This is a genomic window from Polynucleobacter sp. IMCC 29146, assembly GCF_021395195.1.
GTDB lineage: Bacteria > Pseudomonadota > Gammaproteobacteria > Burkholderiales > Burkholderiaceae > Polynucleobacter.
Genome location: NZ_JAJVCR010000003.1, coordinates 25,613 through 40,643, shown reverse-complemented (window position 1 = coordinate 40,643; position 15,031 = coordinate 25,613). Strand labels below are relative to the sequence as shown.

Genomic DNA, 15,031 nt, shown 5'->3' with positions numbered 1-15,031 from the left:
GAAAACATTACGCATTTAAAGCACGTGACCATGGCATAAACTTTTTAGCGGCATAACGAATGAGCCGATCTAGTGTCAAGCCAATGAGACCAATCGCCAGCATGCCATCTAAAATATAGTCGGTACGCAACACTGTTCGCGCATCATTAATTAAAAAACCAAGGCCAGAATTAGCGCCAACTAGTTCAGCGGCAACCAAAGCCATCCAACCCACTCCAAGGCCAATACGGATACCAGTGACAATTTGCGGCAAGGCGGCACGTAATACCACCCGCGTGATTACATTCCATCCACGTGCACCCAAACACCGAGCTGCGCGGATTAAATTAGGTTCGATATTCTTCACAGCATCAATGGTATTTAATAGAATCGGGAAGAAAATACCTAAGAAAATAATGAATTGGTTTTGGGTATTGCCCACACCAAACCATAAAATACTCAACGGAATCCACGCAATGGGCGGAATGGGTCGCAAAATTTCAATAATGGGATCAACCTGTTCATTCACCCACTTAAAGCACCCCATCACAATACCTAGCGGAATGGCTACGCTGGCATAACAAAAAGCAATAAATTCACGCGCTAAGCTATCACGGATGTGTTTCCATAATTCACCAGAAAAACCCAATTCAATTGCGCCATTTAATACTCCAGTAGGCGGTGGTAAAAGTGTAGCCTGGGTTTTATCCAAGATATACCGGCTGGCAAACTCCCAGCCAGCCAGTAATATCAAGAGCAGAATTAAACGCCGTAACTGCTTAACTGAATGAAAAAAAGGCATTATTTTTTGTATACCTTGCCATCAAACGACCAGTCTTTAGTTAAATCACCCTTTTCAGGGAAAGGCTGAGGTTTTGTCGTATTGAGTGACGTCATATACGTTGGATAAGGCGTTTTATCCATTGGCGTACTCCAATTAGCTGGCAAGAAAGACGGCTGCTTGGGAATACTCCAACCTAACTTAGAAAACGTTTTATCCATAAAGCGGGTATCTACAGCGCGCGCAAAATCGACTCCCGTGAGCTTATTTTGAATTCGCTTGCTTTCATATAGCCAGTTATAAATTGGCTCATTGGCGCGACCCCAAAATAAAGGAATAGGATAAATATAGGTTGGCTTATATAAGAGGTTATAAGCAGAAACTTGTTGCCGCAAAATTTCTGTGGAGTAATTCTTCAGATTAGGATCTTCTTGCATTGCCGTTACTGCAGCATCCGGATTTTTGCGAATCCATAAAGTAGCCTCAGCAATCGCATCGGTAAAAGCCTGTACCACGTCTGGTGCGTTATCAATCATTTCTTGACGCGCATAGAAGGTGCCCTCATAAATATTGTAAGGGAAGCTATCACTGACGATGCGGGCATTTTTACGCTCCTGTACCATAATCGTTGGCGTTGGGTCCCAAGGAACTACGGCATCGATACCCTTAGGCATTGCCATTTGTTCGCCGGGAGGCATATTTTTCAAAATAATATCTTTACCCACTTCAAGGCCATTGGCCTTAGCGGCTGCCTGAATATAAAATTCAGCTGAGGATCCAGTCACGATGCCAATAGTTGCAGGCGGATTAGAGCCTTTAAAGTCTTTAATCGTTTTGATTTTTGAATCAGTTGGAACTAACATGGCGTGCAACAAATTCACATTAATTACGGCAATCGTTTTAACGGGAATATTTTTATCTACTAAAGTGGTGAAGGGAAAATTACCGCCATTACCAAATTGAAAACGACCTGAAATAATCACTTCATTAATCGCTGGGCCTGAAGGGAAAGATTGCCACTTCGCCTCTACCCCACGCTTGGCTAATAAGCCTTTTTTATCCATGACTAAGTTAATCGTATTTTGACCAGACCAAGGCGGCTGAAACGCGACCTGAATTGGCCACCAGCCTTTTTCTTTAAGCCAGGCAATCGATTTAGGGGAGATTTTTTCATCCGTCCCTTCTGGCCAGCCATAATCATTAAATTGGGTGGTTTGTGCGGCAGCTGGCAAAGCTAAGCCGGCTACCATGGCAATGGCTAAAGCACTAAATACTCTACGAGAAATCGTTAAAGCTGTCATAGCTGTCTCCTGTCGTCATTTTTATAAAATACTGCTTTTGATAATAAAGTCTACCCTTATTCTATCAACTTTAGAGGCTATATTCCATTAAGACTCCCTTCCCTCAAACTCGATCCCAATTTAGCAGACTGCATAGTTCGTCATATATTTTTAGCTAAAAATTCTCATTTTTTAGGGCTCTAGCAATGACTAATCGCTGAATTTCACTAGTTCCTTCATAAATCTGGGTAATGCGAGCATCCCTATAAAATCGCTCTACAGGGTAATCCTGGAGGTATCCATATCCTCCATAAATTTGTATTGCCTTAGAGCAAACAAATTCCGCCATTTCTGAGGCAAATAATTTAGCCTGAGAAGCCTCAGATAAGCAAACTTTGCCAGCCTCTTTCATACTGGCGGCTTTTAATATTAATAGTCGAGCGGCATTAATTTGTGTTTGCATATCAGCTAAATAATTACCAATAGTTTGGAGCTCAATAATTGGAGCGCCAAATTGAATGCGCTCTTTAGAATATTTCAGGGCAGATTCAAATGCAGCACGCGCTATACCTAGCGCCTGTGCAGCAATTCCAATTCGACCACCCTCTAGATTTGATAAAGCAATTGCAAGACCTTTACCGCGCGGCCCTAGTAAATTACTCTCTGGAATTATGCAGTCATCTAAAGTAATTGAACAAGTATCCGATCCTCTAATTCCCAGTTTATTTTCAATTCTATTAACAATGAATCCAGGTGAAACAGTAGGAACAAGAAAAGCTGAAAGTCCTTTTTTTCCAAGCTCTTGGTCAGTAACAGCAAATATGATTGCTAACTTTGCACGCTTACCGTTGCTTACAAACTGCTTATGGCCATTAAGTACCCAATGACCATTCTTTAAAACTGCTGTGGTTTTTAAATTATGTGCTTCTGATCCTGCCTGAGGTTCCGTTAAACAAAAACAAGCAATTACTCTTCCAGTTGAAAGCTCAGTTAACCATTCTTGTTTTTGAGAAAAAGTACCAAACTGCATTAACGGCCCACAACCAACTGAATTATGAATACTCATTATCCCGCCAACTGAACCATCCCCAAATGAAATTTCTTCAATTGCTAGGGCGTAAGAAATAAAATCTAAGTTTGCCCCACCCCACTCCTCTGGGACCAAAACACCCATCAATCCAAGTTTTCCCATTTGCATTAATACTGATTCATCAACCCATCCCTCATGATCCCATCGAGCACTATGAGGCATTAATTCATTACGAGCAAAATTACGCGCCATATCTCGCACCATAATTTGCTCAGGAGAAAACTCTAAAAATCCCAAAAAATATCCTTAAAAAATCGACGGTAAAAGGGCTTGAAGGCGTGTACTTGTTAACTCATCAATTCGATACTTCCATTGTGGAGAGTTATCCTTATGAATAATTAACGCTCTGATACCCTCAAGAAGGTCGCCCACATCAATCCATCGCTCTACAAGGGCGATTTCCATCGCAAAACACTCATGAAGCGATAGGCCTCTTCCTAAGTGAATAGTCTGTAAAGCGCCCACTAAGGATAATGGTGAACGTTTACTCATTATATTAAGCGTATCTTCAGCCCATTTTTTATAGTCAGCATTCTTCGTCATTTTGAGCGAATGAGCGATGTCCTGAACAGTTGACAATGAAAAAATTGAGTCAATCAAATGTCTCTGTTTTGAGAGTGATGGTGAAATGGCCTTTTTTCTTCCGCCAAGCTGGGTAAGTAACTGGCTAATTGTCTTTTCATCAAATGTGTCAGAGGTAAGCAAACCCAGTCCTTGAAGAAAAATATTGAGTTGGTTTGATGGAAGATACCAATCGGCTAACTTAGCATATAAAGCATCTTCTGCCTTAATAGTGATCCCTGTTACACCAAGATAGCTGCCAATAAAACCAGGGCAACGTGATAAGAAATAGCTTGCGCCAACATCTGGAAAGTAACCAATCGATGTTTCAGGCATCGCAAGATTTGATCGCTCAGTCACAATCCTAAAATCTGCGCCCTGAACAATCCCCATTCCTCCTCCAATGACATAGCCATCCATTATTGCAATATAAGGCTTTGGGAATTGGTAAATATACTCATCAAGAAGAAATTCTTCTTTAAAAAATTTCATATGCTGATTAAAACCATTACTGATACTTTCATGTAAACATAGAATATCGCCTCCTGCACAGAACGCTTTTTCACCGGCCCCCTTTATAACTACAGCGAAAATAGTATCGTCATGCTCCCAAAGATCTAAGGTTTTGTGCATGCACCTAACCATATCTAAATTTAAGCTATTTAAGGCAGCTGGGCGATTAAGTGTAATTAAGCCAAGGTGATTTATTTTCTCAATAATTAAATCTTTAATCATTTTTTTTAAAAAGATTAATAATTGCGGAAAAATCAAAACTGCCGTTGCCCTGAGTGTTAAATGCCTGGTAAAGTTGCTGCGCTAAACCTCCCATAGGAACAGGTAGTTTTACTAACTTTGCAGCCTCAGTAGCCAAACTCAAATCCTTAAGCATTAGATCTGCGCCAAAGCCGCCACTATAACCTCTTGAAGCGGGGGTATTTTCCAACACACCAGGATATGGGTTATAGGTATCAGAACTCCAACATCTTCCACTTGAAGAATTAATAATCCCAGCTAAAACTTGAGGATCCATGCCCAAAGAAACCCCTAAGTTCATTGCTTCAGCTGTGCCAATCATAGAAATTGCAAGTAACATATTATTGGCAACTTTAGCAACCTGACCGTTGCCAGAATCGCCACAGTAAACGATATTTTTCCCCATAGCTTGAAAGAGGTATGACATCTGATTAAAAAGACTCAGTTCCCCGCCCACCATAAATGTAAGGGAGCCAGCTTCTGCACCCCCTGTTCCTCCAGAAACTGGTGCGTCTAACATTAGCGCACCTTTATCTGTTGCTCTTTTAGAAACTTCACGCGAACTCATAGGGTCAATCGTGGAAGAATCAATCAATATCAATCCATTTACATCCTGTGACAAAACTCCACTTTCATCAAGATATACCGACTTAACTTCTTTGGAAGTAGGAAGCATAGTGATAATAATTTCAACCTTTGAAGAGATCAAAGAAAATAATGAAGTGGCAATCGTAACCTTATCCTTATTGGCTTGAGCTAATTTATTCATATTAGCCTCAACCACGTCATACACCACCAAATCATGTCCCGCTTTGACTAAATTACGCGCCATAGGTGCACCCATATTACCAAGTCCGATAAATCCAATTTTCATAAAATTGCTAACTTTTAAAGTTGAACTAATAATTTATTGAATATTTTTAAAAAAATATTTTAGGCGCAAACTGATCCAGTATTTTTAACCTTCAATCAAAACTAGCGATCCTCAGCAAGGGAAAATTACCGCGAGTGAGAACTACAGCAGATTACTCACGTAAGCCTAACTAGTTGCTTACCCAAATTTGCACCTTGAAGCATGCCAATAAAAGCCTCGGGAGCGCTATCTAAGCCATTTGCGACAGTTTCATAATATTTTAATTTATCTGCAAAGAGTAATTGAGATAATTCACTAACTGCATTATCCCAGTCTGCCATATGATCAAAAACAATAAAGCCCTGCAGCCTTACTCGATTAACTAAAATATTTCTGATATTTAAGTATCTATATGCCTCAATAGCACTAGACTGAGCTACTAATCCACACAGTGCAATGCGCGCAAATGGGTTAACCAAGCTTAATACCTCATCAAATATTTGCGCTCCAACATTTTCAAAACAAACATCTATGCCATTTGGACAGGCTATTTCGAGATCTTCATGTAGATTATTGGCCTTGTAGTCAACACATGCATCAAAACCCAGCTCCTCAACTACGTGCAGACATTTTTTTTTGCCTCCTGCAATACCAACAACTCGACAACCAATCAGTTTTGCAATTTGACCAACAGTACTTCCAACCGCCCCGGCTGCTGCAGATACGATTAAAGTTTCTCCAGGCTTAGGAAAACATATTTTATTGACCCCAATCCAAGCAGTAACCCCAGGCATTCCCAAAACTCCTAAATAAGCTGAAAGAGATATTTGAGAGTCAGGAATTTTACGTAATGCATCGCCCTTCGAGGTTGCATAAAGTTGCCACCCGAGCGTACCTACAACTTTATCACCGACTTTAAAATCAGGGTGTAATGATTCAACCACTTCTCCTACCGTTGCTCCAACCATTACTTCACCAATTTCTACAGGATTTACATAAGATTTTGCATTTGATATTCTGCCTCGCATATAGGGATCTAAAGAGAGCCAAAGATTGCGGACTAATACTTCCCCCGCGTTAGGGTTGGTGACTTTCGCTGCAAATAATTCGAAATCACTAGGCTTTGGAATTCCTACTGGCCTATTCTTTAAGAGAATTTGTAGATTTTTCATTTTAGTTATAAATTTTTTAAATAATGCTAAGTTAGTTTAAAAGTTGAACTAAGCCATAGTAAAGTTTCTGCCATTACGGAATCAAATGCTGGACCTGAATAAACATCATAGTGATCCTTGCCCTCTAAAATAATCAGCTTCTTAGGCTCAAGTGCAGCATCATATAAAGCCTGCATTTCGTAGGGCGGAGCTACCTGGTCATTAGAGCAAGAGATTAAAAGTAATGGCCTAGGAGAAACCTTAGCTACAACCCACTCAGCTTTAAAAATAATGGTTTCATCCACAAACTCTAAAGGAATTTCATCGCGATTTACTCCCCCAGCTTTACGTGCTGCTTGAGACTTAGCTTGAGATGCGGCGTCAAGAAAAAGTATCCGGCCACGATCGACAAAACTTGATTTTCCAGTTCTTGCGCGTTGCAAACGATCCTCTCTAGAATCTTGCATTAGTTGCTGCCATTTATCAGCTGGCCAAACACTTTCCAACCAACGCTCCCCATCTCCAACCCCAACAACGCCAACTACTACTTTTACTCGCTGATCAATTGATGCAGTCCAAATGGCTGTTGAGCAACCAAAACTCCAGCCAAAAAGGCCAATATGAGACTGGTTAATATTTGGCTCTGCACAGAGAATGGTTAAGGCCGCCTGAACATCTGCTACACGACCATGGGGATCTAACCGGCGCACTGGCCCATCACTTTCGCCCCAACCTTTGTAATCAAAGCATAAAACTGCATAACCTGCATTGACAAGACGTTTTGCTGCATCTGGGAGATATAAATGCTTCATGCCATTGTATCCATGGCACATGACAACCCCTGGTCTCCCTTCCGGTGGTGGAGCATCAGAAGGTAAATATAAGTCGGCAGCTAAGCGAACCCCCTCACTAAAAAAATGTCGTGACTCACAAATTAAACCCATATCACATCTCCTTCGAATAAATAGTTGGGGAATTTCTTGCCAATCCGCCATATAAATCAAGGATTTTTTCTAACCAAATATAAATTGGATCAGTGGGCTCAAAAAATTGGAGTGAAGAAACAAATCTTGCCATTAGCAAGGGAGACGCAGCAATAAAATCTTGATAGTCCGGAGCATTTCCACCTAAAAATGGTTGTTCTTGCAAAATAAGTCGAATAGGTTGCAGAAGCTCTTGCAACAATAAGATACCTTGCTCAGCTGGAATTTTAATTAATTCAAGTGAATTACCAAATCGAGCCTCCCGTGACGTTCTAAAATAATCCCTATCCCCCGCATCAATACAATTAAAAATATCTAAAATTACCATTTTTAGAATCAAGGGTTGTACTGAGAGTTGTATATAGTAATTGAGAAATTTAGATTTATTTCCTAAAAGTAAATTACTTTTGGTTGGATAAAATTTATCTAAATAGCAGGCAATGTCCCAGCTATCAACAATTACTTTTTCATTGTCAACTAAAACTGGTAATAGCTTTTGCCCTGAAAATGAAATTCTATTTTTTTCTACGAACCGAATAGGTATTGATTCAAATTTTAGACCCTTAAATGCTAAAGCAAGCTTTACTCGCCAGCAAAATGGACTAAACCGCACTTCAGAATTGGCTGCAGCTAAATCATAAATTTGAATAGTCACTTTTTAAGCTAGCTTATAACTAATTTTTTAATGAAGCGTTTAAGTTACCAGCGCTTTGTACATATTTTTGAATTTGTGCTTTTAATTCAACAAATCCCGGTTCCGTATTTATGCGTTTTCTATCTAGCGTATTAGAAATTTCATTATGTATGGTACCGGGTGAACCAGCCATAATAATAATTTTATCGGCCATAGTTACAGCCTCATCAACGCTATGGGTTACAAAAAGTACTGTTTTCCGTTCTTTTTCCCAAATATTTAATAATTCTTGCTGCAAATTTTCTCTAGTGTATGCATCCAATGCACCAAAGGGTTCATCCATCAATAAAATATCTGGTTGCATTGCAAGTGCGCGAGCAATCGCTACTCGCTGTTTCATTCCTCCAGATAGTTCAGAAGGATAGCTATCAACAAATTTCTCAAGCCCGACAAGTGCTACATAATATTTTGCATGTTCATAGCGTTTTGCTCGCCCCATGCCTTTCATCTCAAGTCCAAATGAAATATTATCCAATACAGATAACCATGGGAAAAGTGCAAATTCTTGAAAAACCATGATCCTACTCGGACTTGGTCCATTAATTTTTTGACCATGAGCAATAACTTGACCGCTTGTAGGCTCTTCAAAACCGGCAATGATATTTAATAAAGTTGATTTTCCTCCGCCGCTAGGTCCCAAAATACAAACGAATTCGTTCTCATTAATAGTAAATGAGGTGTTAGAAATTGCGTGAACTTTTTTTTTATTTTTTGTAATAAAAGTCTTACTAATATTATCAACAACTAGCGCATTCATTTAATGAATCCTTTACTCGCTTGAGCCGTGATACCAGGTTAAAAAAGGGCGGGCAGCCATTCTCAAAACAAAATCCATCGCGATCCCCATAATTCCAATCATGATCATGCCCATAAAAATGATGTCAGTTCGAAGAAAATTACGCGCATCTTGAATCATGAAACCCAGTCCAGATGTTGCGGCAACCAATTCAGCTGCAACTAAAACCATCCAAGCCACCCCCAAACCTACTCTTAAGCCATTAAAAATGGCTGGCATTGCTGAACGCAGTACAACTTTAAAAAGTAATTTAGCCGGCGGTGCACCAAGGTTACGGGCAGCACGAATTAAGATTGGATCAATACCCTTTACCCCATGGATAGTGCTAAGTAAAACTGGGAAAAATGTGCCAATAATAATGATAAATAAATTTTGTGTAAGTCCAATACCAAACCAAAGAATACTAATTGGTATCCATGCTATTGGTGGTATTGGTCTAAGTAATTCAATAATTTTTTCAACATAGCGATTAAAACGGGGCCACCAACCAATTGCAACTCCCAAAGGCACTGCGGTTATCATCACAAAACCCCATGCCATCAGAACACGTTTTGAGCTAGCCAAAACGTGTTCTAACAACTCTCCGGATTGTGCTGTAGTAGCTGCTGCCAAGAGAACCTTGGATGGAGGAGAAACTAAAATCGACAGCTGAGGATTTAATTGAGGAACTAAGAATTGCGCAATTAGCTCCCATATGCCAATTAAGATTAAAATAATAATAAATCCTGCATAGCGCCTCTCTAAATCATTCCAATTAAATCCCTGCTCAGATTTATCCTCTAGCTCCATGCCGTACGCCTCCACTATTATTTTGCTAGCTTAATTGAAAATACTTATTTGACTTAACTCTCATATTTTGTTTTTAGGATGGCTTAAAATTTCGGCCATTAAAGTACCACGGACTTGTTAAATCTCCTTTATCTGGAAATAATTGAGGCTCTGTCATATTATCTTCATTGGGATAGCTTGGATATGGCAATTGTCCTACCTTACCAGTCCAATTTGCAGGGATCCATGGTGGTCTTTGCGGCACTTTCCAGCCCAGTTTTTGCATGGTCCGATCGGCAAAACGTGTATCAAAATATTCCTTGTACATATCAGCGGTTACCAATGTTTTTAACCGACCTGATTTAGCTAGCCATGCTGAAACCCTAGAATTCTCGGCAGCCCAAAAATCGGTATAAGGATAAAACCAGGTAGGTTTGTAACTGTTATTAACAACACGTGTAAGTAAAGCAATTAATTCAGGCGTAAAACTTTTATACATTGGGTCTTTTTCGGTTATGGCATTTGCATCTTTTTCATCATAACGAGAATATAGAATTCCTTCTACATAAGCATCTACAAAAGCTTGAGCTACATCTGGGGCCTTATCAATAATTTCCTTAATCATCCAAACATTACCTTGGTAAAAATTGTAAGGAAAAATAGTGTCAATTTCACGGGCATTTTTTCTAACTTTAGTTTGCGTCCAAGTATATGGAGCCCATTGAACCACTCCGGCCAACCCTTCAGGCATTAAAAGCAAGTCTGGTGGGGTTAAGCTTTTTAGAATAACGTCCTTGCCAACCTCAAGGCCATTAGTCTTTAAGGCCTCTTGAAAATAAAATTCGGCAGATGATCCAGCTACGATTCCAAATGCAAGGGGTTTGTTTGGCGCCTGTTTGATATCAGCTAGGGACTTTAAGGGAGAATTTAGGGGCACCATAGTTGAATGCTTAAGCACAGGTGCCGCAATAGCCAAACACCTTACCTGAGCATTGTTAGCTATTAAACTTGTAAAGGGTAGATTCCCCTCTATACCCCCCTGGATTCGGCCAGCTGCTGCTGCTTCATTAATGGCAGGTCCACTTAAAAAAGAAATGACCTCAACTTCTAAGCCACGGGACTTAAAAAACCCTTTAGGACCTGCAACAGGGAGAGATGTAAATCCCGGTTGACTACCAATTTTAATAGGCCACCAGCCCTTCTCTTTTAAAAAAGCAATCGAACTTGCAGAGACCATTTCATAAGGCTGAGGCATTCCCCATTCGGTAAACTTTTTTTGCTGCTGTGCTACAGCAAGCATTGGATTAATAGTTAACCCTAAACCACCAACTCCAACTGCTGCAATAAAGTTGCGTCTTTTCATTTTATCTCCAATATTTTAATTTAGTTATGTTGTTTGGTTACTCCAATTCAATACATCTCCATCATCTCGCGCGCTTCTTGAGGTGTAGCAATCTCTCTTCCCAGCTCACGCGCTATTCGAACTGCTCTCTCAACCATTTGGGCATTACTAACGGCTAATGTTCCAGGAGAGTAATAGACGTTATCTTCAAATCCAACTCGAATATTTCCACCCATTGCTAAAACCATCGTTGATAGTGGTACTTGATATTTTCCAATGCACACCACTTGCCATGTAGCGCCATCTGGGAGGTTTTCAATCATAGCCATCAAATTTTGCGGCGAAGCGGGAATACCGCCATCAATTCCCATTACTAAACTGAAATGCATTGGCCCTCTTATTACTCCTAAATCTCTTAACTTGAGCATATTTGTAATATGACTAATATCATAAACTTCCAACTCGTTATGAATTTTTCGCTCATTACATCCTTTGATAAAGATAGTGTTCCACCATTTAGAATTGTCGAATAAAAACTCCGTATTTTTATGTTGAAAATGAAACGTTCCTGCATTCACAGTCAACATATCTGGGCGCGGAACAAGATCTAATAATGCCATTCTCTGATCTTGCGTAAATCCTTCAGCTGGTCTATGTAGGCCATTAATATAGCGGACACCAATTCCATTTCCCACTTGTGTAATCATTCCCTTACAGCGAGAATTAATTCCACTAAGTACTTCTCCATAAATTGCTGGATCTGCGGAAGTGAGTCCATTTTTATCTCGCACATGTAAATGCGCTATTGAGGCACCTGCATTAAATGAGTCGTGCATGGCTTGCACGATATCCTGAGGTTGCTCTGGTAAAGCAGGATTGGACTCCCTTCCATGAAGACCGCCCGTTGTTGCAACAGTGATGATGACCTTTTTTAGATCGGTTAAATTTGGCTTCATTTTGACCCTCTTTTTGGTTATTAAAAGAAATTTAAACTGAAAAACTTAACTCTACACTACCAAACCGCGTTTTAACGCTTGAAAAATCCTTACCTTGAACCAAATACTTCATGAGCTCAGAAAAAGGCTGCAACTGCTTACCCTGCTTGAGAGCTGCTAGAGTACCATCTTGTAGGCCTAAGGCTAAATTGGGAGGATAGAAGGCACGCAGGCAAAGCTGCTCGCGCGACACCGACTTACCCCACTGCTTTCTTAAATTACTTAAAGCAGGTTTGATGAAATCACCCGGTCGCTGACTTGGGTCATACTCCACCCCAGCGCGCGCCATTACTTCCGTGCTCGCCTGACCTGCCAATTTTCCATAATGCCCGCGCAAATAGAGCTTTACTTCATCTGGAATGGTTTTATAGCGTTCACCCTGCATCACATTGAGTACAGCTTGGGTCACAATATACTGGGCAAAAGGACTGACCAAAATGGGATAGCCTAAGTCTTTTCTCACTTGCGCAGTTTCTTCTAAGATTTCTTGTTCTCGATGGGCGATGCCCAGAGTTGCTAACTGCGCCCGCAGATTAGAGATCATGCCTCCGGGAATTTGGTGCTCATATAGTGCTGGGTCATAGGCTAGCTTTTCACCCCGAGGCAAACTATCGCGCGTACAGATCCAATCGAAATACTCATCAACCTCTTGCAAGGCAGACAAATTCATCTTAGGCGCCCTACCGAGACGCACTGCACTAGCCAACACTTCAGTTACCGAGGGTAACGATGCGCCATTGGCTAAGCAATTCGTAGCAACGTAACCATAACTAAAGCCGGCTTTAATTGCTTCTTCATACACTAATGGGGCTAAGCCTGATTGACAATGGGAATGCAATTTCAAGGGAATGCCCTTGGCTACGGCCACCAGCGCCGGAAATAAAGTAGCGCCACGCTCTGGCGTCAATAATCCCGTTGGATCTTTAACAGAAATAAAATCGACTTTTAAGTCCACTAGCTCTTTGGCGCGCGCCACAAAATAAGCATCGTCATGAACCGGGCTTAATGCATAAGTGAGCATTGCATTAATCAGCATCCCCTGTTTTTTACCTGAGGCAATCGAAGAAGTAATGTTGCGGTTATCGTTGAGCGCGTCGTAAACCGTTAGCACCTTAACGCCTGATTCTGCCAATAAGGCGATATTTAAATCAACTACATCATCAGGAAATAATTCAAAGGTATAAATACTTTGTCCACGAGTTAAGGCATCGGTAGGCGTTTCTAGTTCTTGACTAAGAAATGCCATGCGTTTCCATGGATCTTCACGCAAGAAACGCACCATCACATCAAACACCGCGCCACCCAAAATATTGATATAGCCGTACCCTGCTCGATCGATATTATCTAGAGCTGGATACATTTGCGCGGTGGTCATGCGGGTTGACCACAAGCATTGATGCGCATCGCGCAGTGTGACATCAATCATTTGGAATGGGGCTGAGTGGCCCTGCGTGACGGGTTTTTTCAACATCACAACTCGATCACCATTAAGACTTGACCTGCTGTAATAGTTTCGCCATCAGCTACACAGATATCGATAATTTTTCCAGCGTGTTCAGCTGCAATCGTATTGAGTAGCTTCATCACCTCGACAATGCACACTGGAGTATCGGGTTTTACCTCCGCGCCAATCTCGACAAAAGGCGGTGCAGTAGGATTGGGCCGGCGGTAAAAAGTTCCCACCATTGGGCTTAAGACCTCGAAAAGACCCGCTTGGCTCCTTGGCTTATTAGCTACTGCAGCTTGAGGAGTTGTGGCTAGAGTCACTCCTGATGGGCTAGCAGCGGAGCTAACTTCAGACGAGCGCTTATTTCCAACTTCGATTTCTATTTCAAATTCTGGTGTTTTATAAGAAAAGATATTGAAATAACCGGCATCCTTAATGAGGCCAATCACTTCTTTCACTTGTTGCATAGAAATAGTGCCAACTGGCGTAATCGATTTCTTGGTATTAGGCTGAGTCTTGGTCTTAAGCTTAGTCTTGGTCTTAGTCTTAGGCTTCAATTTGGGGCTAGCCTTAGTAAGTGGTGATTTTTTAATTGCCATGACAGTAGTTTTTGATTGATCTTTTCTCTAATGGAATATAAAGTATCACTAGATGAAATGATTTAAGGGTAAATACCTAAAAACCCCTCTTAAGCTAAATAAACAATAAAAATGCATAAATTTAGTACGGTCTCAACCAAAACTTCAAGCAGGCTAGCTTCTGTAACGGTTCTAGAAGGCAGCAAATCCAGCATGGCGGAAAAAGTGTTGCTCATTTTGGAAGTCATTGCTAACTCAGAATTTCCACTTACCCTAGAACATATCTCTTCCAGTATTGGCTTGGCTAAACCTACCGCCTTCCGACTGTTAAATACTCTAGTAGCACAAGGTTTTGTCGAGCGCGACCCAAATGGTCGTCGCTTTCAGCCCAGCGCAAAATTTCGCCTCATGGGCCTAAGCCTCCTCTCAGCCGACTCAATTCGTTCGCAACGGGTTGCGGTTATGAAGCGCTTAGTAGAAGCGGTAGGAGAAACATGTAACTTTAATATTCTGGATGGCAATGAAGTGCTTTATCTTGATCGCATCGAAACGAGTGCGCCGATTCGCTTGCATATCGACCCAGGTATGCATGTGCCATTGCATTGCACTGCTAGCGGTAAATTATTTTTATCCTTCATGAGCGACCAACAAATTAAACGAATAGTTGGGGCAGAGCCACTGCAAAGTCACACCTCTAAAACCATGACCCACTACAACTCATTAATGGCGGAAATTGATAAAATTCGTACCCGCGCATACGCCTTAGATAACTGTGAATATTTAGAGGGGTCTATTTGTGTTGCCGTGCCAGTGCGCGACGCTAAAAATAAGGTGTTTGCTGCATTAGCGGCCCATGGCCCAACCCCGCGTTTTACCTTAAAACTCGCCGAGCAATCGGTCGCAATTTTACGTGCCGCAGCGTTGGAATTAGAAAATAGCCTCACCCAATAAATTACCTTATTCTAATTTTTTTGGAGTAT

General features: G+C 41.0%; 15 protein-coding genes. 1 reads left to right on the top strand and 14 read right to left on the bottom strand.

Going from position 1 to position 15,031, the window contains the following annotated elements:
• Nucleotides 1-7 precede the first annotated feature (7 nt).
• From LZT22_RS04030 to LZT22_RS03965, 14 genes are all read right to left on the bottom strand, one after another.
• Entirely contained in the window at nucleotides 8-781 is a 774-nt protein-coding gene (locus LZT22_RS04030; RefSeq protein ID WP_233923783.1) for an ABC transporter permease, read from the bottom strand.
• Nucleotides 781-2,061, bottom strand: coding sequence for an ABC transporter substrate-binding protein (locus LZT22_RS04025; RefSeq protein WP_233923782.1), 1,281 nt, complete (start codon nucleotides 2,059-2,061; stop codon nucleotides 781-783). The genes LZT22_RS04030 and LZT22_RS04025 overlap by 1 nt, the downstream gene beginning before the upstream one ends.
• 154 nt (nucleotides 2,062-2,215) lie before the next feature.
• The gene (locus LZT22_RS04020) at nucleotides 2,216-3,367 is read right to left on the bottom strand and encodes an acyl-CoA dehydrogenase family protein (RefSeq protein ID WP_255698784.1); all 1,152 of its coding nucleotides are present in this window, start codon (nucleotides 3,365-3,367) and stop codon (nucleotides 2,216-2,218) included.
• A gap of 9 nt (nucleotides 3,368-3,376) precedes the next feature.
• Entirely contained in the window at nucleotides 3,377-4,462 is a 1,086-nt protein-coding gene (locus LZT22_RS04015) for an enoyl-CoA hydratase/isomerase family protein (protein WP_233923781.1), read from the bottom strand.
• On the bottom strand, nucleotides 4,419-5,318 hold the full coding sequence (mmsB, locus tag LZT22_RS04010; RefSeq protein WP_233923780.1) for a 3-hydroxyisobutyrate dehydrogenase: 900 nt from the start codon (nucleotides 5,316-5,318) through the stop codon (nucleotides 4,419-4,421). Before mmsB ends, LZT22_RS04015 begins: the two co-directional genes overlap by 44 nt.
• Before the next feature lie 155 nt (nucleotides 5,319-5,473).
• Nucleotides 5,474-6,469 carry an NADP-dependent oxidoreductase gene (locus LZT22_RS04005; protein WP_233923779.1) on the bottom strand — a complete coding sequence of 332 codons (996 nt, stop codon included), beginning with the start codon at nucleotides 6,467-6,469 and terminating at the stop codon, nucleotides 5,474-5,476.
• A 26-nt stretch (nucleotides 6,470-6,495) separates the two neighbouring features.
• Nucleotides 6,496-7,392, bottom strand: a complete 897-nt coding sequence (locus LZT22_RS04000) for an alpha/beta hydrolase (protein WP_233923778.1) — start codon at nucleotides 7,390-7,392, stop codon at nucleotides 6,496-6,498.
• Between the two features lies 1 nt (nucleotide 7,393).
• Nucleotides 7,394-8,086, bottom strand: coding sequence for a glutathione S-transferase N-terminal domain-containing protein (locus tag LZT22_RS03995; RefSeq protein WP_233923777.1), 693 nt, complete (start codon nucleotides 8,084-8,086; stop codon nucleotides 7,394-7,396).
• A 19-nt stretch (nucleotides 8,087-8,105) separates the two neighbouring features.
• On the bottom strand, nucleotides 8,106-8,882 hold the full coding sequence (locus tag LZT22_RS03990; RefSeq protein ID WP_233923776.1) for an ABC transporter ATP-binding protein: 777 nt from the start codon (nucleotides 8,880-8,882) through the stop codon (nucleotides 8,106-8,108).
• Nucleotides 8,883-8,894: 12 nt separating this feature from the next.
• Nucleotides 8,895-9,710: an ABC transporter permease gene (locus tag LZT22_RS03985; protein WP_233923775.1), complete on the bottom strand. Its 816-nt coding sequence runs from the start codon at nucleotides 9,708-9,710 to the stop codon at nucleotides 8,895-8,897.
• Nucleotides 9,711-9,783: 73 nt separating this feature from the next.
• Complete coding sequence (locus LZT22_RS03980; RefSeq protein WP_233923774.1) at nucleotides 9,784-11,052, bottom strand: ABC transporter substrate-binding protein; 1,269 nt, start codon at nucleotides 11,050-11,052, stop codon at nucleotides 9,784-9,786.
• A gap of 47 nt (nucleotides 11,053-11,099) precedes the next feature.
• Nucleotides 11,100-11,987 (bottom strand): 3-keto-5-aminohexanoate cleavage protein, encoded by an 888-nt coding sequence (locus tag LZT22_RS03975; protein WP_233923773.1) that lies wholly within the window; start codon nucleotides 11,985-11,987, stop codon nucleotides 11,100-11,102.
• A gap of 31 nt (nucleotides 11,988-12,018) precedes the next feature.
• Nucleotides 12,019-13,497 (bottom strand): pyruvate carboxylase subunit B, encoded by a 1,479-nt coding sequence (locus LZT22_RS03970; RefSeq protein ID WP_233923772.1) that lies wholly within the window; start codon nucleotides 13,495-13,497, stop codon nucleotides 12,019-12,021.
• Nucleotides 13,497-14,072: an acetyl-CoA carboxylase gene (locus tag LZT22_RS03965; protein WP_233923771.1), complete on the bottom strand. Its 576-nt coding sequence runs from the start codon at nucleotides 14,070-14,072 to the stop codon at nucleotides 13,497-13,499. Before LZT22_RS03965 ends, LZT22_RS03970 begins: the two co-directional genes overlap by 1 nt.
• Before the next feature lie 111 nt (nucleotides 14,073-14,183).
• Between LZT22_RS03965 and LZT22_RS03960 the strand changes: the two genes are divergently transcribed.
• Nucleotides 14,184-15,002, top strand: a complete 819-nt coding sequence (locus LZT22_RS03960) for an IclR family transcriptional regulator (RefSeq protein ID WP_233923770.1) — start codon at nucleotides 14,184-14,186, stop codon at nucleotides 15,000-15,002.
• Nucleotides 15,003-15,031 lie beyond the last annotated feature (29 nt).